Source organism: Maledivibacter halophilus (assembly GCF_900167445.1).
In the GTDB taxonomy this organism is placed as follows: Bacteria; Bacillota; Clostridia; order Peptostreptococcales; family Caminicellaceae; genus Maledivibacter; species Maledivibacter halophilus.
Window position 1 is genome coordinate 41401 of record NZ_FUZT01000019.1, and the last position, 22343, is coordinate 63743.

Genomic DNA, 22343 nt, shown 5'->3' on the forward strand with positions numbered 1-22343 from the left:
GGGTTTGGATGGCAAGAAAAATTTTAGTTGTAGATGATGAAAAAAGTATAGTAAAAGCCCTTTGCTATGCCCTTAAAAAAGAGGGATATGAGGTAGGAAAAGCTTTTGATGGGATAGAAGCCCTAAAGGTGTATGAAGTATTTAAGCCGGATATGATTATATTAGATATTATGATGCCTAGGTTCAATGGCTATGATTTTTGCAAAAAAATTATGGGGGAAAAAGTTTGGATATTAATGGTTACAGCTAAAACTGATGTAATAGATAAAGTTTTAGGACTTGAATTAGGAGCCGATGATTATATAACAAAGCCCTTTGATATAAGGGAGTTATTAGCTAGAGTTAAATCCGGTATCCGTAGAATGGATAAGAGTATGAAAGAGGGCCAAAGGAATACTTCCATAAGAAGGGGAGAATTAGAACTCATTTATGAAAATCGGCAAGCCATATTAAGAAATGAGGATATGGAGCTGACACCAAAGGAATTTTTACTTTTATATGAACTTTTAGCCAATCCAAACAAAGTATATTCGAGGGATGAACTATTAGATAAAGTATGGGGAATGGAATATGTTGGAGGAACTCGTACAGTGGATACCCATATTCAAAGGCTAAGGAGAAAACTAGGAAAAAAATATGAAAAACTTATTTACACAGTCCATGGAGTAGGTTATAAGGGTAGGGCTGATATTTGATGAAGGCTGGAATAAAACTTAAAATCATGGGGTTTATTTTTCTCTTATTGCTTTTTACTATGTTCTTTTTAGGTTTTTTTGTAATCAAAGGAGAAATAGAATATGAAGCTACTAGGATAGAGGAATTTTTAGGGTATGAGAAAAACAATATAGAAAAGGAATTTCATTTAAATTTTAAAAATAGATATGATGAAATAGAGGAAGATATGGATTCTTTTGGAGACTATATTTACCATAAATATTATTTTAAAAATCCTAAAGCAATTGTATATGATCTTAAAGGTAATCCTTTAGTGGATACAAACTATACAGAAGAGCAGATTGTAAATAGAAATAGCAAAAAAATTATCGATACGATTAAAAATGATAAAATTTTATATACCATAAGGAGAGATAAAATTTACTATTATTTCCCACTAAAAAAAGAGGGAGATGTGAAAGGCTTTGTTGAATTTTTATATAGGAATAGGGCTTTAGGTTCTTTAAGGAAAAATACTCAGCAATTATTTATAGGATTTGGTTTAATATCTCTTATTTTAGGAATTGGAATAGCCTATTTATATTTTTCAAAACTGGTAAAAGATATTTCAAACTTAAATGGATGGGTTAAAGGAATAAAATCTGGAAAAAAGGAAATATTAGCACCTCTAAAGAGAAAGGATGAAATAGGAGAATTAAGTAAGGGAATTATTGAAATGAGTAGTGCTATTCAAAATAGTATGGATGAGCTTCATAAGGAGAAATCCAATTTAAAGTTAGCAGTAACAAAATTAGAGCAAATGACAAAGGAACAAAGAGAGTTTTTAGGTACAGTAACCCATGAATTTAAAACTCCACTAACTTCCATAAGAGCCTATGGGGATTTACTTACATTATATGAAGATAAGGATTTATCAAAGGAAGCAGGGGAGAATATTGTACAGCAATCTAACAGATTAGTGGAGATGGTAGATAAAATCTTGAATTTATCCTATAGGGAAAAATATGATTTTGAGATGGAATTTGAAACTTTGGATATCAAAAACATTTTAGAAGAAATATGTTTTATGATGGAACCTAAAGCTGAGAAACATAATATATCTATCAATAAACAACTTTGTGCAATAAAAATAAAGGGCGATGAAAATATGATGAGGCATATTTTTATCAATTTAATAGATAATGGGATTAAATATAATTATGATTTTGGGAAAATTTTCATAAAAAATTGGGAGAATGAAAATTCTGTTTTTGTTGAAATAAAGGATACTGGGATTGGTATTTCAAAGGAGGATCAAGAAAAGATATTTGAGCCTTTTTATAGAGTTGATAGGGAGAATATTGAAGGTAGAGGGGGAACAGGACTAGGATTAGCTTTAGTCAATAAATTCGTTAAAAGGCATGGAGGAAATATTTCCTTTAATTCTTCAAAGAAAGTAGGAAGCATTTTTACAATCGAATTTAAGAAATCATAGGAAATAATTGGTTTCATAACAGGATTAGTACAAACTTGCCTATATAGAGAGGAATTAGAATGTTATTTATTTTAATATATAGTTCAATCTTAGTATATTTGATAATATAATAATTTCACTTGCAAATAATTGTTCACTAATAGGAGGCTCATATTTTATGAGAAAAATGATATCTTGCTTATTATTTATAGCTGCAGGAGTAGTTTGTTTTTACTTTGCATTTCAAGAAGGAACAAATGCAGCATTAGGGATACCACTTACAATAGTTGGTGCATTATCTTTTGGTTTGGGGATTTATAAGAGTTGGCGTGACGGAATTTTAAAATCTTTATTAGATTTTCTTTTAGATTTTTTAGTATGGCTTTAATAACTGCTGATTATGAATTATTGGATTTACAATCTAATACTGGAATGGCAGAAGGTGAAGATTATCAAAATTATACCTATAATGAAGCTAAAACAGTGGCCATGAATTTTGTGAAAGAAACAAATTTACTGGGAAAAGATTATACTTTTTTAGGAAATAGAGATGAAGAAATGAAATCAATAAATGAACAAAATGGGTCACTTTCTTTTTTCTTTACTTTTCAGTATGATGAAAATAAAAGAGCTGTAATTGTAGTAGATAAAGAAAATGAAAAAGTAGAAAGATTTATATTGGATGATTAAATCCGATTTTGTTTAAAACAATATTAAGTTTTACAATTTTTTACATATGTTTTTATGAATGAAGGCTATCTTTAAATTATTGAGATAGTTCTTTTTTCATGTTATACTTACAAATAAAATTTATTAAACTTTAACTAACTTTGTTATTGAACTAATGACTTATTACATTAAATTTTGGGTATATATGAATAATTAAATTTAAAGTATATATTTTCCATAGTAAAACTTAATTTATGGGTGTCAAAATATCCAGTGTTTTTGAGGATTTCTGAATCTATAGATTTAGAGAAATATAAGGATATGGGATGTTTATGTAAATACTAAAATAAATTATAGGAGGATTTATGATGAATAATGAGAAAAATCATGATTGTAAATGTGGATGTAATGATCATCATGCTGAAGAAAAGCATGAATGTGGATGTGGCTGTGGAGGGCATTCCCACCATGAGGTAGAGATGATATATTTAACACTGGGTGATGGGACAGAATTAGCGTGCAAAGTATTGGCCATATTTGAAATAAAGGATAAAGAGTATATTGCACTACTTCCTGAAGGTGGGGAAGATGTTTATTTATATGGATATAAAGAAAGCGAAGAAGGCCCAATGATATCACAAATAGAAAAAGACGAAGAATATGCTTTAGCATCAGAGGCTTTTTTGAGTTTATGTGAATAATATAAACTGTTCATTATTGAAATATAACAAGAAGATTGAATCTTTTTGTATTTTGGTAATATTTTAAAATGATTATGATAATGATTTCTAAAAACCCTCAACTTTTATTTTGCACTAATATTGATGCAAAAATGAAAGTTGAGGGTTTTTAGTAAAAAATTATAATTATAAGTAAGGAGGTAAATGATGAAAACGTTATTAAATTGTATAGAAGAAATTCCAGAAAGGCTTACAGATATTTATGAGGGCAGAGAGAACTTATTTGAACTACTTAAAGGATATGTTGGAAATAAAAAAATTAATAAAATAGTAGTGGTGGCGTCGGGTACTTCATTTAATGGAGCATTTACTACAAAGTTATTTGGAGAGAAGATATTAAATATTCCAGTGGATATAATATATCCAAATTTATTTTTAAATTATTTCAATAAAAATCTTCTATCTGAGGATATTTTGTATTTGTTTATATCTCAAACTGGGACAACTAGACTTGTGTATAACTCATTAAAGCTTGTAAAAGATAAGGGCCTGATGAATATATCGATAACAGAAGATCTTGATTCTCCTATTGCAAAGGAGGCTTCATTAGTTATTGATATGAAAACAGGAGGTGAAAAGTATATCTATAGAACTATAGGATACTCTGCTACCTGTGGAATACTCTATATGTTATATTTAAATATCTTAAGAATCAAAGGAAATATTAGTTGTGATGACTACACTGCTTATGGTTCAGATTTCCTATTGGCTGTAAATAATTTGGAGAATATAATGGATGAAGTTATTAAGTGGTATTCTGGGAGTCCATTACCACTAAGAACCTTTAAGAAATTTATATTCTCTGGAACATCTGATCTTTATCCTGTGGCTATGGAGGCAGATATAAAGTTTATGGAGATGGTTCCGGTATTTACAAACAGCTTCGAAATAGAAGAACTTATACATGGACCACAAAATGCCTTTGATGATGAAACTGGATATTTCCTTATATCTAAAGCTGGTGCAGATAGTGATAAGGCTATTAAAATAGCAGACTTTATTCATAATGAAATAGGAAATAATTCCATAATTGTTGGAAATAATATTGCCAGAGATACAGATATAAATATAGAGGTTAAGAGTAAAAACTTTTATCCATTAGAGGTTATAACAGTATTTCAAGTGTTAGCTTATAAGCTGGCAGTAGATAAAGGAAGAGATTTAAGCGTAAGACTTCATTCAGAGATAAACAACTATATAACAAAGTCCCTATAATGATCTTATTAACAAATAATTAGAGTTATCAAATTGTAGATATTTCAGCAAAATTTATTTTGAGTTTAATATAGCATAACTATAGATATGTGATTAAGAAATTTAACTAACTCCAGTAACCGCTGAGAATCCTTTTTTTAGTTTCTAAGTCACATATCTATAGAAATCAATCTTAATAAAATTCATTTTATAAGTATATTGTGCTGGGAGGTGAAATAAGAGATGCTAAAGGTATTATTAGTAGGCCATGGCAGGTTTCCTGAAGGAATAAAAAATTCAGTGGAAATAATAATGGGTAAACAGGACAATTTATATACTATAAATGCATATACAAAAGATACACCATTTGAAGAAGAACTGAATTCATTTATTCGAACTGTGGATTTAGATAAGGACAAGCTTATAATAGTTTCAGATATGTTTGGTGGTAGTGTAAACCAAAAGACTTTATCTAATGTAGATATGAAAAAGGTAAAGCTGATAACAGGTTTAAACCTTTCAATTCTCCTTGAGGTGCTAATGCTTCAGGAAGAAGATGTAACAGATGAAAAACTTAGAAGTATAGTTGAGGAAACAAGGAAACAAATAATCTTTGTGAATGATACATTAAAGGAAGATGTAGAAGACGATTTTGATTTTTAGAGGAGGTATAAAAAGTGATTGTAAAAATGAGAATAGATGACAGACTGCTCCATGGACAAGTGGCATATAGCTGGAAATCTGCTCTTTCCTATGATGCTATAGTTATAGCTAATGATGGCGCATCAAAGGATAATGTGAGAAGAACAGCTATGAAGATTTCAACTCCAGAAGGAGTTCGCCTTGCTGTAAGGTCTATTGAAGATGCTGCAAAGCTTTTAAAAAATCCGAAATTAAATAGGATGAAGGTATTTGTAATAGTTTCAAAACCAAAGGACGCCTATAATGTTTTAAACTTAATAGATGAAAGACCTTCTTTAAATGTAGGTGGCATGCAGAAAAAGGATGATAAGGTTTCTTTTTCACCGGCAGTATTTGTATCAGAAGAAGATATAGAGTATTTAGATAAGATAAAAGAAATGGGAATAGAGATAGAAGTAAGGCAGGTGCCTTCAGAAAACAAAAAAGCCTACGAACCATTAAGAAACAAAGTAAAATTTTAGGGAAAGGAGGAAATATATATGCAGATAGCATTTTTAGTTGGATTAGTACTAGGTATGCTCTGGTTTTTAGAAAAAATCCTTGGAACACCTATGGTAATAAGACCTATAGTAGTATCTTCGGTAATAGGAATAGTGCTAGGGGATGTTAAAACTGGAGTAATGATAGGTGCATCATTAGAACTTATATTTATGGGGGCAATTCAAATAGGAGGTGCCGTTCCACCGGATGTATTAGTTGGTGCAGGATTAGGTACAGCCTTTGCAATTTCAACAGGTGAAGGGTCAGAGGTGGCTCTAGCATTGGCACTGCCAATAGCAATACTTGCCCAATCACTTAAAGTAATCGTATTTATTGTAAGAAGCTGGTTTATGGATTTTGCAGTAAAATTAGCAGAAAATGCAAATATAAAAGGACTTGTTACCCTTAATATAGGAGGATTACTTCTTCAATCTCTTATGTATTTTGTAGTAGGTTTTACAGCTATACTATTTGGTTCTACTGCTGTGGAAGCATTTGTTAATAGTATACCAGCTGTAATCATGAGCGGCCTTAAGGCTGCAGGAGGTTTATTGCCGGCAGTAGGATTTGCACTACTTTTACAACCAATGATGGATATGAAAAATATATTATACTTTTTACTAGGATTTATTTTTGTTTCATATATGAATCTTCCTATACTTGCAATCACTATTATGGGTTTAGTACTAGCATTTATTATAACTTATGAGATGGATAAAGGCCCAGGCGGATTAAAGGCTTCTAATGCAATAGATGATGATATGGAGGGATTGTTTGATGATTAAAAAAGCTAAAGCTACAAAAGAAGAGAAAAAGCTTTATAGGGAAATTTTCTTAAGTTCTTTTTTACTTGAAGCTTCATATAATTATGAACGTCAGCAAAGTCTTGGTTTTGCCATAGGTATGTGGCCTGCAATAAAAAGATTTTATAAGACAAAGAAAGATCGAGCCGAAGCTCTTGTAAGGCATCTTGCTATATTTAATACAACTCCTCATATAGTTACATCAATAACAGGAGTTGCAACAGCCATGGAGGAACAGGCAAGTAAAGATAAAAATTTTGACGTTGGAACTATAAATAGTGTTAAAGTAGGACTAATGGGTCCATTGGCAGGAATTGGAGATTCACTTTTTTGGGGAACTTTAAGGGTAATAGCAGTAGGGATAGGACTTTCACTTGCAAATGAAGGAAATCTTTTAGGACCAATTTTGTTCTTGCTGCTTTTCAATATACCACATTTACTTGTTAGGTATTATGGTGGAGTATTTGGCTATAAATTAGGGACAAACCTATTAAGCACTGCCAGTGACTCAGGGATAATGAATAAGATATCTAAAGGAGCAACGGTTGTAGGGCTTATGGTAATAGGAGCAATGAGTGCATCTATGGTAAAGTTTCAAACGGGGCTTTCCTTTGATATAGGGGGAACGAATTTTCAATTGCAACAGTATTTGGATCAAATTTTTCCTCTGATGCTTCCTCTGCTTTATACATTATTTATGTTTTGGCTTCTTAAGAAGGGACGAAAATCAACAGCTTTACTTTTAATAACTATTGCTGTAGGGGTTATTGGAGCTTTTTTAGGTATAATGTAAAAAAGAATTCTGTGATATAATGGTGCTGTATTCAACTTGGAATGCAGCACTATTTACAGGAGGATTTTATGGATAAATATGATCTTACAAGACGTCAGATAATTATAATTAACAGCCTTTATAAAAAAGGAACACTGACATCACTAGAGCTTTCATTAATACTTAATGTATCCGTAAGAACTATTAAATATGAAATAAAGGGAATACGAGGAAAATTTAGAAAAGAACTTTTAGAAATAGTAAGCAGTAGCAGAAAAGGCTATAGAATCATAATTAGAGATAAGGATTTTTTAAATTATTTAGAAGAATTAAATTCATCAAATAAAATTAAATTTATGGATAAATTACATAAAAATAATTATGAAAGAGTATTTTATATTCTTAGAAAGATACTCACAGAGGATGATTATTTAAAACTTGAAGATCTTTCTAAAGAACTGTATGTAAGTATATCCACTTTAGATCAAGATATAAAAGAAGTGAAAAGGCTTCTTAATAAGTATGAATTAAAGATAATATCGAAGCCTTATTATGGTATAACTGTAATGGGACCAGAGCTTAATAAGAGACTTTGTATATCTGAATATATATTCCATAATGAAATGATGTTTATAAACCAATATATGAATAGAGATATGGAAGATTTGGAACTGAGCGTAGAAAAAATTCAAAAAATAGAAAATACTGTAAGGGAAGTATCCTTAAAAAGTAATATACTTATTTCAGATTTTTCAATAAAGAATATCTCAATACACATATTTATTGCATCAATTAGAAATAGAAAAGGTCATGAGATAGAAGTTTCAAAGGATGTTGAGCAGAGAATATCTAAAAAACCCTTGTATAGAATATTAACCATATATATAAAAGAACTTGAAGAATTGCTAGAATCTAAATTCAGTAGAAAAGAAATAGCATATATTTATATGAATATAGACAGCAAGAGAATAGTAAGCAAGGAAGAAGAGATTACTAATTATATAGATGTAGAAATTGTATTGGATGAAGTATTTAAAGAAATTTATAATAATTTTGACATAGATATATCTAGGGATAAAACCTTAAGAAAGTACTTAAAGCTTCACATACCTCAAATGATAAAAAGAATAAGAAATAATCTTATAGTAAGAAACCCAGTAATACATGAGAATCTAAGAAAATATCTTTATGCAACCAAGGTTACTGTTTCAGCCGTTGATGTTATAGAGAACTATTATAAAGTAAGCATTCCACTAGATGAATTTGGGTATTTATTATTTTATTTTAATATGGCACTTTTTAATTTAAAGAAAAAGAAGCCCTTTAAAATAGGTTTCATCAGCTCCAGGGGAAGGGCAGAATCTATAATGTATCAGAATGAACTGAGGGAGAACTTTAATTTTAATGAAACATCGATTATAACTTTTAATACGGTAAAAGAAGCTGAAGAAAAAAGTTCAGAAATAGATGTTCTAGTGTCTACCAGCAATATACAATCAGAGCTATTTAAGCATAAAGTATCTATAGAAGAAGGGGCTTATATTGAAAAGGTTCAGGAGTACCTTAGGAGAAGAGAATTATATTCTTTAGATATTGATAAATATTTCTGTAAAGATTATTTAATAACCGGTATAAAGGGAAATTCAAGAAAAGAAATACTTAAGCAAATATATACTAAGCTTATTGAACTGAAAGTAGCTAAAAGAAAGGAGCTTAGTAAAATGCCCTTTGTATCCCATGAAATAGGAAACAGGGTTGTAAATCTTCAGGATCTTTACAAAGTATGCCATAAAGAAGTATGTCTTATTGTTGTTTTAGAAAAGCCTATACTATGGGAAAAAAGTATAGTTGAGGTTTTTTTCTTAATAAAAACAAAGAAAGACGGCGATAAGGATCTTTTTATATTGTGCGACCTTTTTTCTAAATTTGCTTCTGATAAGGAAAAAATTAAAGATTTAATAGATAAAAAAGACTATGAATCATTTATGAAGGACATTCTCGAGTATTAAAAATTAATATTTTCATATTAGAGGCGATGAATGTAAAAGTATTTTCTATTTGCTATAAATTGTAATTTGTAAAAAATATATTATAAGCTGCAGATAAATTCCATAAGACTATGCTGAACTATATATTGTAATGTATAAAGACAAATTTTCAATAATGAAGGAGTTATAATATATGAGTATAATAGAGATATTATTATTTGGTTTAGTTATTATTATAGCCCATTTTTTAGAAGCAATAACTGGATTTGGATGTACTGTTTTAGCTTTGCCCTTTTGTATAGCAATTACAGGGGTCAAAATAACTGTTCCAGTACTGACTGTTATAGGGTGGCTTTTGGCTCTTTATATAATAATAATTGATTGGAAGTCAATCATATTTAAAGAATATCTGAAGATATTGGGTTTTGTTATTTTGGGACTTCCAATAGGAATGAGGATTTTTGATGTTTTGCCTGAAACGCCCCTTAAAATATTATTAGGTATTTTCATGCTAATTGTTTCAATAAGAGGATTAATTATAAGTTTTATGCCTGAAAAAGATAATGTTTCTCCTAATCATGGGAGTAAAGTAGGAAAATGGCTATTGAATTTCTGCTTGTTTTGTGGAGGAGTTATACATGGGGCTTTTAGTTCAGGAGGGCCTTTTATTATAATTTATGCCACAAAAGCTCTGCCTAATAAAAGTAATTTCAGGGTAACATTAAGTGCATTATGGATTACGTTAAATAGCGTTGTGATAATAAAGAATTTTATGATAGGAATAATGACTAAAGAAGTTATAAATCTTACTATTTGGATGATTCCTTTTTTAATAGTAGGTATGGTTCTTGGCAATATGGCACATAAGAGAATAGATGGAAGCTCCTTTAATAAAATTGTATACGGTGCTTTATTGATTTCTGGGATATTCATGTTTGTTTAATGAGAATTTGTGTGCAGTTTTTTAAAAATATAAATCCAAATACAAAAATGGTAGATGGAATTTAAGGGATTTTAATATTTCCTTTTTGTTTATGTAATAAACTCGTTTTTTTATATAAACTCGAAGGAAAAAACAAGTTTATTAAAATTACTCAAATGAAATATTAAAATCCCTGATATTACCTTTTGTTTTTTCTATAATTATCATATTTTAGAATATGCTTTTTGTCCTTTTGTAGATATATAATAGAATAATGATGTGATAATAAACAACGAAATCGCACCTATAGATATAGATGCTATGGTTAAGTCTGGTTTAAACCTTATGGTGAAGAATGTAATTAGTCCACTCATAACTAAAGAAATTATTCCACTTGCAAAAGTGTTACGATTTTGTTTTACAGCTTTTTGCTCATTATCCCAGCTAAGATTGGGATTATTGATATCAATTATTATACCAATACTACTGCTTATAGTATTAGCTAGCAGACTTGCTATAAGTATAAATACAGCCATGACTAATGGAATTTTCACCATGAAAATAAGTATTAATATAATTAATAAAATATTAATCATGTCTATGATAATAGCTGAAAAAAGTTTACTGAAAATTTGTTCCTTATAGCTCATGGGAATATATTTATTTATATACATATTTTGACCTTCTCTTGAGATAGCTGTACTCGCTACTCTATTACTGCCTCCTATAAAAAATGCAATAGCAAAACTCATGGCTATAACTATACCTACAAATTCCTTGTTTGCAAAAAATCCCCTTATGGTTGCCATTGAAAAATAGGAGTCAATATTTGTGAATATTCCAATTGCTAACAATATTGGATAAATAAGATTTGATATAACACAACTGATTAAAAAAACTGGAGTTCTAAATAATATTTTCATTTCCTTTAATGTATAAACTTTAAATTTTGAACTTTGTTTTGTACTCTTTTCAATTTGTCTTTTATCCAATTTTTTTCTTTTGGCAAAGGATTCAGAACCTCCAATTACACCTTTAAAATAAAGTTTTTGCGCTGCAAATATAAATATTGCTATAGATAATGCGCTTGCTAAAACAAATAAAATTAAATTTAAGGCTATTTCACTGATTGATTTTCCTATTAAAGAGTAGGTTGCCCAATTAGTGGTAGGAAATATTGTACTTACAATTCCGACTAAAGAATTATCCCCGCTGGTAAGCATTTCTATCATTTTTTCTTTACTTACCTTATTACTTCTATATAATATATTTACTCCTATACCTATTATGAGAGAAAAGACTGCTGCAATAGTTTTAAGTGTATCCTTATGCTTACCTAGATTAGTAAATCTCATTATTATCATATTTAGCACCGATGCTAATACTAAAGGGATTATTGGTAATATTAAAAATATTACAATGCTAATAGTCCAATAGCCTAAGCCTAAAGAACCTTTATAGCCATAGACTACCAGCAGAGGACCTAAAACTAACAGCTCTGTTAAATATTCATATATTAAAACCGTAATAAATTTTGCACTTACTATTTCATAGGGTTTTAAGGGGAGAGGAAGTAATATATCTATATCCTTTGTGAAATAGAAGGTCGTTAAAACAAATGATATACCAAAGACAAAGATTACAACTGTTGCTATAGAAAATGCTATATTAACTAAAAGCCCTTGCTGGTTTATACTGGCCAAAAAATCATATGTTTCAGAAATAAAACCGATTAAAGGAATACCTAAAAATATAAGAAATCCAAATAAAAGTAGTTTTGATAACCAGGAAGATATTTTATTATTCCTTTTATACTTTTCTTTACGTCTATTTTTCAAGAAAGTTTTTGCTAATAGATAGATTTTATTCATTTTCGGTCATCTCCAAGAATATTTTTTCCAAGGAATCATTTTCTTTTATCTTATTTTTTAGTTCATCTAAGCTTCCGCAGAATAAAATTTTTCCTTTTTTTATTATGGCAATTCTATCACAAAGCTTTTCTGCTACTTCTAGAACATGGGTAGAGAAGAATACAGTATTTCCAGCATTTGCATGCTCTCTCATCATTTCCTTTAATATAAAAGATGATTTAGGATCTAATCCACTTAAAGGCTCGTCTAATATCCATATAGATGGATCATGTATAAGTACTCCAATTATAACTATTTTTTGTCGCATACCATGGGAATAGGTTTGAATTTTATCTCCAAGTGCATCAGCTATATTGAATCTATTGCTTAAAGTTTCTATTCTTTCTTTTCTTATTTCTTTTGGAACTTCATATATATTAGCCATAAAATTTAAATACTCAATTCCCTTTAGTTTTAAAAACATATCTGGACTATCGGGAACAAATCCAAATTGTTTTTTTGCTTTTAAAGGTTCCTTTTTTATATCTATTCCATTTAAAAGTATAGTTCCCTCATCCTGATTTAGTATTCCCGTTATCATTTTTATAGTTGTTGTTTTACCAGCCCCATTATGTCCCAAAAAACCAAATATTTCTCCATCTTTTATTGTTAGATTTATATTGTCTACTGCATTGGTTTTTCCATTGTAGCTTTTTGTAACATTTGAAATTTCTATCATAGGGCACATTCCTTTCATAATATACTAGGAGTTTTTACTGTTTAATTTAGTATAACCTATACATATACTTTTATAATTATAGCAAAAACATTCTATAAAAAAAATATATTGAACTTAAATTTTATAAGTTTTACAACTTCTTTACAACTAATATATAGCTTGTATATATATTAGCAGTATACTTTAAATGCAAGTTAAAGATAAACGACTTTAGGATTTACTAAATTTGAAATAAAAAATCCATAATCTTTCATTATTTTATTTCAAATTTGTTTCACTATAGAAAAACATAATGAAAAAGTGGAAAGATTTATATTATAGAATTATTCCCCCCTAAAATATATAAAGATTGATTGTTTGTAATGAAACAATCAAAAAAAGAAATCCTCTATATCCAATTTGGTAAGGAGGATTTCTTTTTTAAAAAGTTAAAATTAACTAAAAATTATATATTATAACATGGCTTTAAATTAAATATTTAGTCATATTTCCATCACAAAATAATCATAAATTTTGCACATACTATATATGCAACAACAAAACTTAAAAGGGAGATGAAAGTTTAATATGATGAAAAACAGTATATGTAAAAAGCCTGTTGTAGCTTTTGTTGTTGTGAGTATTTTATTATCTATGGGAATTACAGCATTTGCAAATGAAGTAGATAAGGATAATTATAAAAAAATAGTTTTGAACAAGTGTAATAAAGATAATTTTGTTCAAAAGAAATTTGAAGGGATACTTGAAGATTTAGTAAAGGAAAAAGAGATAACTAAGGAAAGATCAAGAGAAATAAATGAACAATTTAATAAAGAGTATAACCAAGAAAAAAGGGGTTCTTGCTGTAAAGGAGCAAATAAGAAATACAAAGGGCATAGGATATACAGTATAATAAATATTTTAAATGAAAAAAAAGTAATTACAGACAAAGAAGCTAATGCTATGAAGGATAGGATAAAAGGTTTTAGAAAGCAAAAATTTAACCAAGCATTAGAAGAGTTGGTAAACAAAAATATAATTACAGAAACAAAATCTAAAGAAATCCAAGAATATATAGATAAATATAAAGCTGAAAAATTTAATAAGTTTGAAGATATGACAAGGGAAGAAAAACGGTTATACTTTAAGGAAAATAGGAAAAACAAAAAAAGCGTAATAAATAAGATGATTGAAGACAATATAATATCAGAAAAGCAAGGAAATGAGATGCGTAAGATTTTAAGGAAAAATAGAAGTGAAAAATAATTATGTAGTGATTTTGATGAAATAGTATTATCTAAAGAGCTATCTTTTGATTGTTAAGATAGCTCTTTTTTGTGGATATTTTTTAAGTCATATTGATTTAATGAAGAGAAAGGATATTAAATTCAATGTATGCTATAATATATGAAAAGTACATTTAAAAGCACAGTATAATTTATGATATATTATGGGCGATATAACAATTAGTAAGGGGATGTGGTTTTTTGAAAAATTTAAATTTGGTTATATCAATGAATTTAAAACGTATTCGTGAAGATAAAAAAGTGAGTCTTGATAAGGTGGCACAAATGACGGGAGTTAGTAAAAGCATGCTAGGACAAATTGAAAGAGGAGAGTCGAATCCAACAATTACTACCTTATGGAAAATAGCAAACGGGCTTAAAGTGTCATTTGCTTCTCTTATAAATCAGCCCCAATCAGATACAGTTATAGTAACAAAAGAAGATATAGAAACCTTGACCGAGGATAATGGAAAGTATAAAGCATATCCATTTTTTCCATATGAGGATGGAAGGAGATTTGAAGTGTATGGGATAGAGATAGAAAAAGGTGGATATTTAAGCGCTGAGCCCCATGGACAGGAAACCCACGAATTTATTATTGTTTTTGATGGAGAGATTACAATTAGAGTAGAAAATGAAGAGTATACAGTAAAAAAAGGAGAGTCAATAAGATTTAGAGCGGATAGGCCCCATTCATATCATAATTCGGGAGGTGGTTTAACAAGGGCTAGTATGGTTATATATTATCCAGAGTAAATTAATTTTAAAAAAACAAACTAGAAGACACTGCTATGAGGATATTTAAAAGGAGGATATTTAAAATGAGAAAATTTTCTTTGAAAACTGTTTTATTTACTTTAATTATAAGCATGTTTGCAGCTAGCTCTATATGTGCATATGCTGTGGATATAGAGGAAAATTCATTTTCTAAAAAGGAAATAAAAGAAGATGTTGAATTTTTATTTAATAAGCTAGAAAAAATACACTTTAATCTATATTTTGATTCTAATAAAGAAGAGATAAAAGAAAAGCTTGAAAGTATGATGAATAATATGGATAATTCAGTTAGTGACTTAGAATTTTATAAAAGAATTGTTCCAATCATATCAATGCTTAATGATGGTCATACTAGAATTTCCTTACCTGATTCATATATAGAGAAATTACAGTTGAGTGCAAATTTAATTCCTATACAAATTAATGTGAGTGAAGAAAAGCTATTTATTGATAATATTTTGACTGAAGAAAATTTTGATAAATATAAAGGTTGTGAAGTTCTATCAATAAATTCAAAGGCCGGAAAAGAAATATATAGTGAAGTAAAAAATTATGTTTTTGGAAAACAAGAGGCATATAGAAATACATGTATTTCTAAAAATTTTAAGGCATTATACTATTTGAATAATGACTTAAATGATAACTATACTTTAGAACTAATGGATTTTAATAATAATAAAGTTAAGTTAAATTTAAAAGGTATAAGTAATAGTGAGTGTATAAGCTTCCTAGAAAACAAAAAAAATGATACTCAAAGTAAAATGTATGAATATAAGGTTATAGATGAAAATATTGCTTTAATAGAGATTAATTCTTTTAATACTGATTTTGACAGTTTTAAAGGGTTCTTAGATAGTACCTTTGAAGATATTAATAATAAAAATATAAAGGAACTAGTAGTAGATTTAAGAAAAAATGGTGGTGGAGATGCTACTTTAGGAGATTTATTTATAGAATACATATATGATGGTAAATATAAAAGAATAGGAAAATATGCTTTCAAGATAACCGAAGAAATAGTAGATCATTACGAAAAAAATCATTGGATGAATGAAGAACAAATAAAAGAATTAAGAAAGAATATTGGACAAAATTATGAAGCATATAAAATTCAGGCTTCAAGAAGTTTTACAGAAAAACCTGTTTTTGATGGAGATACATATTTCTTAATTGGAAATAATACTTTTTCCGCTGCTACTATGCTTTCTTCAATAGTTAAAGATTACAATATAGGATATTTGATTGGAGAAGAAACAGGTGGATTAGCAACAGGTCATACAAATTCATATAGTTTTAATTTACCTAATACTAAATTATTAACAGGTGTATCTTTTCAGTATCTTGCAAGACCTAATGGTTTAGATACTAAAAGAGGTGTACTTCCAGATTATTATGAAAAGGATATTGAAAAAGATGCTCTCGATATTGCTGTAGAAATAATTAAATCAAAGAGCTATTAATTGAGTAAATTGCATAATATATAGTTTCAAAATCTTAAGATATATACCATCGGAATATAGTTAATTGTAAATAATTAAATTAAGGATAATATTCCCATATGCAATTTTGCCAAATAATAGTTATGCAATTTCCTTAATTATAAAATTTATAAGTTAATATGAAATAAAGATATAAGAGAAGAAAAGTATAGATGTAAATAAACCTGCTAATATATTATGAAGGCACATTATTTTATTTATTTATGAAAGAAGGAATATATAATGGAGGTAGATAATTCTTTAGAAATATCATTTGATGAAATTGCAAAAGAATATGGTGATATGGTTTCATCCATATGTAGAAGGATGATCCAAGATCCTAGTATGGCCGAAGATGCCGCTCAAGAAGTATGGATACAAATAATTAAAAGTATAAATTCATTTAAAGGAGATTCAAAATTATCTACTTGGATATATTCAGTAACACGTAGAGTAATAATTAGCTATTGTACTAAGGAAAAAAAATATACAACAAGGTTTTTAACTAATTATTTTAGGAATGGGAAATTAGAAATTCCTAAAGATATAGACTATGACAAAGTAATTTGGATAAAAGAAATGTGTGATAAATGCATAACTGGAATGTTACATTGTTTGGATAACGAAAAAAGATTGATATACTTATTTAAAGATATGGCACAATTAGAATATAAGGATATTGCTTTTATATTTAACAAAGAAGAAGCAGCAGTTAGAAAGATGGTATCTAGAATAAGACACAAGTTAAAAAATTTTCTTAATGACCAATGTATTCTATATAACCCCAAGGGAAAATGTGATTGTAGAATGAAAAAGTTAGTGAAGGAGATAAACCTTAATAAAGAATATGAGAAAATAAGAAAAATAATAGGAAAAGTTAATTTTCTTTTAGAGTCAGAAAAAATACTCCCTAAAAAAAACTTTTGGAAAAATTATATATAATAATGTCACAAAGATATAAATATCTCCACTAATATTAGTGAAAGAAAAAATAAAATAATATTATTGGAGGTTATGTTATGGATATGGAAATGAGAATAAAAATTTTAGAAAATGCTTATATTGGTTCCTTGGTTGATGCTATCTATAATTTTACAAAGCAAGGGGTTTTAAACAAGGTTACTGAGGAGAAGAGAAAAATTCAAATGATAACCGGTAAGAAACGAGCAGAACAATTTGGAATTACTAAGCCTGAAGATGTATTTAAAAGGTTAAGTGATATATTTAATTGTGCATTTTGGGAATTAGAGTACTGTAATGATGGATTTGAGGCTAATTCAAAGAGTTGTAAGCTATGTACATATGCTAAAAAAATGGGTACAGAAGCTCCATGTAATATGTATTGTTTGCATCCAATGGAAGGGATGATTAAGGGGATTGATCCTAAGTTGAAATTTAAAGTTAGTGAAACTTTATGGGAAGGGGAAAAATGTAAAGTTAAAGTTAGCAGGTAAAACAAAGTATTGAATAGGATATTTAAAAACTTAAATCCTAAATTTTGGAGTTTATAAATAAAGTATTAGGAGTTTGTAATAGGAATAAAAGGTAGTAAATTTTAATATAAAGTAGGAAATAGAGGAGATGGCTATGATCTCCTCTATTTGTCTAATTCTCTCATTTTGCCTATATCTTATTTTTTCTGTAATATTCTACAATGATTATATCAAGCTCTTGACTAACTTCTACCGTTTCATCGGTGATGACAATATTTTCTTTTGCGTTAAATTTAGCTGTTTTATACATCTTATATCGCATATTATTTATGGAATCCTTTATTTTCTTTAGTTCTTTTTTATTGTCATCATTTTCTTCTTTTTCAGAAAGACTAGAGGATTGGCTGCTGCTATTATGTTCATCAGCTGCAGACCATCCCCCACATTTTTTTGATTTTGAATCATTGTAAGGCATATATATTTTCCTCTCAAAAGTTTTTTTGAGAGGAAAATTAAAAAAGTGCACAGCAGGGCTAGGCTATAGAATCCCTACATGCGCACTTCATGTTATTGAAAAAAAGTGGTAATTATTATATAATAACATAAGGTTGCGATGATAGCTTTACGCTATTCATGTAGGTAGTCTGTGTACCTGCATGAGCTTATGGGTGGGCCAACACTCATAAGACATGGCGACCTTTTTAATTTTCCTCTACATAGATTATATACTATTTTTGGTGAAAAATGCAATAATATTTAAAATTTTCATTTATAAAATAAATCTGTAATACCAGATATAGAAATTGCACTGTAAATTAAAAGCAGTCCCATAGCTATATTGAATTGTCTTTTATGTTTTGATAGAAATTTATTGAATAAAGAACCAAATAATGCCCAGCATGAAGTTGATAGGAAGGTTACGAAGGCTAAAAAAATTGAAAAAACCAAAGCAACACAAATATCACAGTTTGATTTGGTACTAGAAAAGAACGGGAATAACTGGAGGATTGTTGAATAGATAGTTAGAATTAAGGCTTACAGATATATTGAAATATGATGTAAGCCCTTTCAAATATTATTGCTATAACTTCTATTTTTTAAAATCGGATTAAATTTTATCTAAACTTGGTGATTTTAAATTCTTAATGATTTCCAGCTCTGCTAAATCGGTATGGTATAATATCAATTAAAAGGGGAGTTTTTATGAATAGACTATTTGAAATCATCATTCTATTAATTGAAAACGGGAAGATGACTGCTGATGAATTGGCAGTCATCTTTGAGGTCTCCAAAAGAACTATCCTTAGAGATTTAGATAAATTATTAATTGCTGGAGTTCCAGTACAGTCAATACAAGGACACGGTGGTGGAATCACAATTGATAAGTCCTATCGGTTTCCAATTGATTATATTACCAAAGATGAAAAATTATTATTACTTGCTGGGATAAATGCACTCGATAGTGTACACAAATCAAATGAACTATTCAGCCTTCTTCATCGTATCTCTAATAATGACAATGAAGTTCCTGTTATTGATATTGATTTATCCTCTTGGTATGGAACAAGTCTAATCCCAAAAATTGAATTGATTAAACAGTCTATTACAGAAAATAAAAAACTTTCTTTTATGTATTATAAGAATGAATCATCAAATCCGAATTGTGTTTCACCGTACCAAATTACCTTCAAATGGAGTAGTTGGTATTTAAAAGCAGTTAAAGATAATGAAACCACTCTGAAAATGTTTAAACTAAACCGAATGGATAATCTTCATGTCAGTAGCGAACCTCGTTGTTCTTTTGAAGATGTCATTAGCTTCAATTCGCAGGCAAATTATTCATATCTTGACCAAAAAAATTACCATCTTGATGCAATTTTTAATATTTCACAGAAATCAAAACTTGTTGATGAGTATGGAAATGATTCATTTACCGAAATAGATGTCAAATTAAGATTTAAACGTTGGTTTGCCAATAAGGATTATCTATTGTCTTGGCTCTTAAGTTTCGGTATGGAAGTTAAAGTTATTAGCCCTATTGAAATAAAAGAAGAACTCATGAATATTATTCATTCAATGCAATTAATTTATAAACATGACACATAGTTGTCATGTTTATTTTGATATAATGAATTCAAAGATAAATAAGGGAGGAGGATTCTATTTATGGATGAACTACTACAAGAATATATCCAATATGCAGAATCATTAAAAGGAGCAGATGTTTATTATAGGGATAGTTGGGAATGTTATTATTTCTCCCTACTCGGTAAATGTTTTGGAATGCTTAGTTCTGTAAGAATTACTCTAAAAGGAAATCCACAAGACAATATCATTTTGCGTGAAAAATATAATGATGTAACTTCTGGTTATTACTCAAACAAAGTTCATTGGAACTCAATCAAAATGGACACTGATGAATTAACAAAAGATGATATTAAAGAAATGATTTATACATCATATAAACTTGTTTATCAAAAACTCTCCAAAAAGGATAAGGTTGTCATTAATGAGATGAATGGAATTGATTGAAAAAAGGAGCTGATCTTAAAATGATGAATCGAATTAATTTAATCTGTTTAGGTGTGAAAGATATTAATCGTTCACTAGAATTTTATAAAAGTTTAGGATTTCAAACAACTGCAAATAGAGGTGCACCCATTGTTTTCTTTAATAATCAAGGAACGAAATTGGAGCTTTACCCTATTAAATATCTTGCGCAAGATATCAATAAAAATAATCCCCCAGTCATTAATCAAACAGAGTTTTCAGGAATCACACTTGCATGTAATATGAAATCTAAAGAAGAAGTAGACTTATTAATGAGTCATGTTCAAGAGGTTGGTGGATTCATCATCAAAGACCCTCAATCTACTGAGTGGGGCGGATATGGCGGTTACTTTCAAGACCCCGATGGATATTATTGGGAAGTAGCATATGGAGCAAGCTGGGAATTTGATGAGAATGATATGTTGGTTATAGATTAGACAATTATTTGTCTCTTGAATAAGGTAAACGTGTGGAGATTGATGGATATAGTGAATTCCTCTTTCTTAATAGAAAGGACTATCCTAAAACATCAAGTGATTACTACTTTATATTGAAAAATCTTGTTAAGAAGTACAACAAGTATAATGAGGATAAATTACCGCATATCACTCCACATATTTTGCGAGCGTTTAAATAAACTCAAAAAGATGATTTAAAATCTATATTAAGTTTATTATAATAAAAATAAAAAAGCCACAATTGTAGTAGTAGATAAAGAAAATGAAAAAGCAGAAAATTTTTCATTAGACGATTAATCTCAAAAAATGTATAAAGCTCGATCCTTTGTAATGAAATAAGGAAGAAAAGAAATCCTCTGTATCCAATTTGGTAAGGAGGATTTTTTGTTATGGTGAATCTATGTTCTTGTTGATTTTTAAAATATCTTTCATAAAAAATACATAGTGTACATAAAATACATAGTGTACATAAAATTATGTTGTGATATAATGGAGGTGAAAAAGGAGGTGCTTTCATTGATAGCTATTAATGCAACGGATATGAGAAAAAATTTTGGTGGATATATAGATGAAATTGTTAGAACTAAGCCTATCTTTGTAAAACGTTCCAGAGATTATTTTATGGGAATTAGTATAGAAATGGCTATAGAATTAGTCAAAGATGTAACCTTTATTGTAAATAAATATATAGAAGAAGATAACTCAGTTACTCTGGCTTTGGAAGATTTTGATTTAATAGTTAATGAAGAAGATGAAGAAAAAGCTATAGACTCTTTGGTGAAGGATTTAAGAGAATATTCTATTGAATATTATCAGGATATAGAATTTTGGTCAAGTGACTTAAATAGAAAAAAGCAAATGAAAAGCATATTAAAAGTTCTCCTAATTGAAGATGATAATAAGCTTAAAGAAAGTTTTATATGCCAAGTTGGAAAGAGCTAAAAAGATTTTGTGATAGAGATGGTTGGGAATTGTATAAGGATACTGACCATTATTTTTATAGAAAAGTTCAAGTCGATGGAACAATAAGGAGAACAAAGGTATCAAAGGGATCCGGTGAAATTAAGTATCACCTTTGGAGGCAAATATTAAAAAAACAATTAGGAGTTACCCAGGAGTATTTTAACAAGATAGTATAGAAGAAAAAAGATTCTTAAATTCATGGAAAATGCAAATAGAATAGCCATGGAGGAAGAGTATAAGGGAATAAGTTCAGTTCACTGTATGACAGCTTTCTTAAAAAGAGATGAGCAATAGCCTCAAAGTTTTTTCATATATTTTAAGCCTCATAGTGCAATATATGATATGCTCCCCTTATAGTAGACAGTTAAAATAATAAAACTGTTCGCTATAAGGAGGAGTATTTTTTATGGGAAGAAAAAGTAAGTTCACAAC

Annotated in this window: 27 protein-coding genes; 24 read left to right on the plus strand and 3 right to left on the minus strand. The window is 28.8% G+C overall.

Annotated elements, in window-relative coordinates; genetic code table 11:
• The first annotated feature begins 8 nt into the window (after positions 1-8).
• From B5X81_RS24235 to B5X81_RS24290, 12 genes are all read left to right on the plus strand, one after another.
• The gene (locus B5X81_RS24235; RefSeq protein ID WP_079495611.1) at positions 9-695 is read left to right on the plus strand and encodes a response regulator transcription factor; all 687 of its coding nucleotides are present in this window, start codon (positions 9-11) and stop codon (positions 693-695) included.
• The gene (locus B5X81_RS24240; protein WP_079495612.1) at positions 695-2149 is read left to right on the plus strand and encodes a HAMP domain-containing sensor histidine kinase; all 1455 of its coding nucleotides are present in this window, start codon (positions 695-697) and stop codon (positions 2147-2149) included. The genes B5X81_RS24235 and B5X81_RS24240 overlap by 1 nt, the downstream gene beginning before the upstream one ends.
• Positions 2150-2306: 157 nt before the next feature.
• Positions 2307-2516, plus strand: coding sequence for a hypothetical protein (locus B5X81_RS24245; RefSeq protein ID WP_079495613.1), 210 nt, complete (start codon positions 2307-2309; stop codon positions 2514-2516).
• Complete coding sequence (locus tag B5X81_RS24250; RefSeq protein WP_079495614.1) at positions 2507-2818, plus strand: hypothetical protein; 312 nt, start codon at positions 2507-2509, stop codon at positions 2816-2818. The genes B5X81_RS24245 and B5X81_RS24250 overlap by 10 nt, the downstream gene beginning before the upstream one ends.
• 347 nt (positions 2819-3165) lie before the next feature.
• A complete protein-coding gene (locus tag B5X81_RS24255) occupies positions 3166-3498 on the plus strand; it encodes a DUF1292 domain-containing protein (protein WP_208985131.1) in 333 nt (110 codons plus the stop codon).
• A gap of 186 nt (positions 3499-3684) precedes the next feature.
• A complete protein-coding gene (locus B5X81_RS24260; RefSeq protein ID WP_170917590.1) occupies positions 3685-4752 on the plus strand; it encodes an SIS domain-containing protein in 1068 nt (355 codons plus the stop codon).
• 222 nt (positions 4753-4974) lie between these two features.
• Positions 4975-5394 (plus strand): PTS sugar transporter subunit IIA, encoded by a 420-nt coding sequence (locus B5X81_RS24265; protein ID WP_079495617.1) that lies wholly within the window; start codon positions 4975-4977, stop codon positions 5392-5394.
• Positions 5395-5408: 14 nt separating this feature from the next.
• Entirely contained in the window at positions 5409-5894 is a 486-nt protein-coding gene (locus B5X81_RS24270) for a PTS sugar transporter subunit IIB (RefSeq protein WP_079495618.1), read from the plus strand.
• Positions 5895-5912: 18 nt separating this feature from the next.
• The gene (locus tag B5X81_RS24275) at positions 5913-6698 is read left to right on the plus strand and encodes a PTS mannose/fructose/sorbose/N-acetylgalactosamine transporter subunit IIC (RefSeq protein WP_079495619.1); all 786 of its coding nucleotides are present in this window, start codon (positions 5913-5915) and stop codon (positions 6696-6698) included.
• Positions 6691-7509 carry a PTS system mannose/fructose/sorbose family transporter subunit IID gene (locus B5X81_RS24280; RefSeq protein WP_170917591.1) on the plus strand — a complete coding sequence of 273 codons (819 nt, stop codon included), beginning with the start codon at positions 6691-6693 and terminating at the stop codon, positions 7507-7509. Before B5X81_RS24275 ends, B5X81_RS24280 begins: the two co-directional genes overlap by 8 nt.
• A gap of 68 nt (positions 7510-7577) precedes the next feature.
• Positions 7578-9497, plus strand: a complete 1920-nt coding sequence (locus B5X81_RS24285; RefSeq protein ID WP_170917592.1) for a BglG family transcription antiterminator — start codon at positions 7578-7580, stop codon at positions 9495-9497.
• A gap of 172 nt (positions 9498-9669) precedes the next feature.
• Positions 9670-10419 (plus strand): sulfite exporter TauE/SafE family protein, encoded by a 750-nt coding sequence (locus tag B5X81_RS24290; protein ID WP_079495621.1) that lies wholly within the window; start codon positions 9670-9672, stop codon positions 10417-10419.
• Positions 10420-10622: 203 nt separating this feature from the next.
• Here B5X81_RS24290 and B5X81_RS24295 read toward each other — a convergent pair whose 3' ends face one another.
• Both B5X81_RS24295 and B5X81_RS24300 read right to left on the minus strand, forming a co-directional pair.
• Positions 10623-12269, minus strand: coding sequence for a putative ABC transporter permease subunit (locus B5X81_RS24295; protein WP_079495622.1), 1647 nt, complete (start codon positions 12267-12269; stop codon positions 10623-10625).
• Complete coding sequence (locus B5X81_RS24300) at positions 12262-13005, minus strand: ABC transporter ATP-binding protein (RefSeq protein ID WP_330397448.1); 744 nt, start codon at positions 13003-13005, stop codon at positions 12262-12264. The genes B5X81_RS24295 and B5X81_RS24300 overlap by 8 nt, the downstream gene beginning before the upstream one ends.
• A 549-nt stretch (positions 13006-13554) precedes the next feature.
• Here B5X81_RS24300 and B5X81_RS24305 point away from each other — a divergent pair.
• The 5 genes from B5X81_RS24305 (at position 13555) to B5X81_RS24325 (ending at position 17961) form a co-directional block, all read left to right on the plus strand.
• On the plus strand, positions 13555-14232 hold the full coding sequence (locus tag B5X81_RS24305; protein WP_079495624.1) for a hypothetical protein: 678 nt from the start codon (positions 13555-13557) through the stop codon (positions 14230-14232).
• Positions 14233-14453: 221 nt separating this feature from the next.
• Positions 14454-15008 carry a helix-turn-helix domain-containing protein gene (locus tag B5X81_RS24310; RefSeq protein ID WP_170917593.1) on the plus strand — a complete coding sequence of 185 codons (555 nt, stop codon included), beginning with the start codon at positions 14454-14456 and terminating at the stop codon, positions 15006-15008.
• 65 nt (positions 15009-15073) lie between these two features.
• On the plus strand, positions 15074-16489 hold the full coding sequence (locus B5X81_RS24315) for a S41 family peptidase (protein ID WP_170917594.1): 1416 nt from the start codon (positions 15074-15076) through the stop codon (positions 16487-16489).
• A gap of 261 nt (positions 16490-16750) precedes the next feature.
• Positions 16751-17449, plus strand: a complete 699-nt coding sequence (locus tag B5X81_RS24320; protein ID WP_079495626.1) for an RNA polymerase sigma factor — start codon at positions 16751-16753, stop codon at positions 17447-17449.
• Between the two features lie 77 nt (positions 17450-17526).
• On the plus strand, positions 17527-17961 hold the full coding sequence (locus B5X81_RS24325; RefSeq protein ID WP_079495627.1) for an L-2-amino-thiazoline-4-carboxylic acid hydrolase: 435 nt from the start codon (positions 17527-17529) through the stop codon (positions 17959-17961).
• A gap of 169 nt (positions 17962-18130) precedes the next feature.
• On the opposite strand, the gene B5X81_RS24330 is transcribed toward B5X81_RS24325, so the two are convergent.
• A complete protein-coding gene (locus tag B5X81_RS24330; RefSeq protein WP_079495628.1) occupies positions 18131-18415 on the minus strand; it encodes an aspartyl-phosphate phosphatase Spo0E family protein in 285 nt (94 codons plus the stop codon).
• A 363-nt stretch (positions 18416-18778) separates the two neighbouring features.
• Here B5X81_RS24330 and B5X81_RS28535 point away from each other — a divergent pair, with 363 nt between their 5' ends.
• The 7 genes from B5X81_RS28535 to B5X81_RS24365 all read left to right on the plus strand — a co-directional run bounded on the left by B5X81_RS28535 (position 18779) and on the right by B5X81_RS24365 (position 22087).
• Positions 18779-18958 (plus strand): hypothetical protein, encoded by a 180-nt coding sequence (locus B5X81_RS28535; RefSeq protein WP_208985132.1) that lies wholly within the window; start codon positions 18779-18781, stop codon positions 18956-18958.
• A gap of 185 nt (positions 18959-19143) precedes the next feature.
• Positions 19144-20046, plus strand: coding sequence for a helix-turn-helix transcriptional regulator (locus B5X81_RS24340; protein ID WP_079495629.1), 903 nt, complete (start codon positions 19144-19146; stop codon positions 20044-20046).
• Between the two features lie 60 nt (positions 20047-20106).
• Positions 20107-20472: an MmcQ/YjbR family DNA-binding protein gene (locus B5X81_RS24345; protein ID WP_079495630.1), complete on the plus strand. Its 366-nt coding sequence runs from the start codon at positions 20107-20109 to the stop codon at positions 20470-20472.
• Positions 20469-20927: a VOC family protein gene (locus B5X81_RS24350; RefSeq protein ID WP_330397449.1), complete on the plus strand. Its 459-nt coding sequence runs from the start codon at positions 20469-20471 to the stop codon at positions 20925-20927. The genes B5X81_RS24345 and B5X81_RS24350 overlap by 4 nt, the downstream gene beginning before the upstream one ends.
• 32 nt (positions 20928-20959) lie before the next feature.
• Complete coding sequence (locus tag B5X81_RS24355) at positions 20960-21127, plus strand: hypothetical protein (protein ID WP_456298924.1); 168 nt, start codon at positions 20960-20962, stop codon at positions 21125-21127.
• A gap of 337 nt (positions 21128-21464) precedes the next feature.
• Positions 21465-21890 carry a hypothetical protein gene (locus B5X81_RS24360; RefSeq protein ID WP_170917595.1) on the plus strand — a complete coding sequence of 142 codons (426 nt, stop codon included), beginning with the start codon at positions 21465-21467 and terminating at the stop codon, positions 21888-21890.
• Positions 21869-22087 (plus strand): hypothetical protein, encoded by a 219-nt coding sequence (locus B5X81_RS24365; RefSeq protein WP_079495632.1) that lies wholly within the window; start codon positions 21869-21871, stop codon positions 22085-22087. Before B5X81_RS24360 ends, B5X81_RS24365 begins: the two co-directional genes overlap by 22 nt.
• The last annotated feature ends 256 nt before the right edge of the window (positions 22088-22343 follow it).

Coding starts and splice junctions, on each gene's coding strand:
- B5X81_RS24235 (WP_079495611.1), top strand. CDS start 9: ATGGCAAGAAAAATTTTAGTTGTAGATGATGAAAAAAGTATAGTAAAA.
- B5X81_RS24245 (WP_079495613.1), top strand. CDS start 2,307: ATGAGAAAAATGATATCTTGCTTATTATTTATAGCTGCAGGAGTAGTT.
- B5X81_RS24325 (WP_079495627.1), top strand. CDS start 17,527: ATGGATATGGAAATGAGAATAAAAATTTTAGAAAATGCTTATATTGGT.
- B5X81_RS24275 (WP_079495619.1), top strand. CDS start 5,913: ATGCAGATAGCATTTTTAGTTGGATTAGTACTAGGTATGCTCTGGTTT.
- B5X81_RS24260 (WP_170917590.1), top strand. CDS start 3,685: ATGAAAACGTTATTAAATTGTATAGAAGAAATTCCAGAAAGGCTTACA.
- B5X81_RS24340 (WP_079495629.1), top strand. CDS start 19,144: ATGAATAGACTATTTGAAATCATCATTCTATTAATTGAAAACGGGAAG.
- B5X81_RS24240 (WP_079495612.1), top strand. CDS start 695: ATGAAGGCTGGAATAAAACTTAAAATCATGGGGTTTATTTTTCTCTTA.
- B5X81_RS24315 (WP_170917594.1), top strand. CDS start 15,074: ATGAGAAAATTTTCTTTGAAAACTGTTTTATTTACTTTAATTATAAGC.
- B5X81_RS24265 (WP_079495617.1), top strand. CDS start 4,975: ATGCTAAAGGTATTATTAGTAGGCCATGGCAGGTTTCCTGAAGGAATA.
- B5X81_RS24280 (WP_170917591.1), top strand. CDS start 6,691: ATGATTAAAAAAGCTAAAGCTACAAAAGAAGAGAAAAAGCTTTATAGG.
- B5X81_RS24300 (WP_330397448.1), bottom strand. CDS start 13,005: ATGAAAGGAATGTGCCCTATGATAGAAATTTCAAATGTTACAAAAAGC.
- B5X81_RS24365 (WP_079495632.1), top strand. CDS start 21,869: ATGCCAAGTTGGAAAGAGCTAAAAAGATTTTGTGATAGAGATGGTTGG.
- B5X81_RS24290 (WP_079495621.1), top strand. CDS start 9,670: ATGAGTATAATAGAGATATTATTATTTGGTTTAGTTATTATTATAGCC.
- B5X81_RS24295 (WP_079495622.1), bottom strand. CDS start 12,269: ATGAATAAAATCTATCTATTAGCAAAAACTTTCTTGAAAAATAGACGT.
- B5X81_RS24345 (WP_079495630.1), top strand. CDS start 20,107: ATGGATGAACTACTACAAGAATATATCCAATATGCAGAATCATTAAAA.
- B5X81_RS24320 (WP_079495626.1), top strand. CDS start 16,751: ATGGAGGTAGATAATTCTTTAGAAATATCATTTGATGAAATTGCAAAA.
- B5X81_RS24250 (WP_079495614.1), top strand. CDS start 2,507: ATGGCTTTAATAACTGCTGATTATGAATTATTGGATTTACAATCTAAT.
- B5X81_RS24285 (WP_170917592.1), top strand. CDS start 7,578: ATGGATAAATATGATCTTACAAGACGTCAGATAATTATAATTAACAGC.
- B5X81_RS24255 (WP_208985131.1), top strand. CDS start 3,166: ATGAATAATGAGAAAAATCATGATTGTAAATGTGGATGTAATGATCAT.
- B5X81_RS24330 (WP_079495628.1), bottom strand. CDS start 18,415: ATGCCTTACAATGATTCAAAATCAAAAAAATGTGGGGGATGGTCTGCA.
- B5X81_RS24305 (WP_079495624.1), top strand. CDS start 13,555: ATGATGAAAAACAGTATATGTAAAAAGCCTGTTGTAGCTTTTGTTGTT.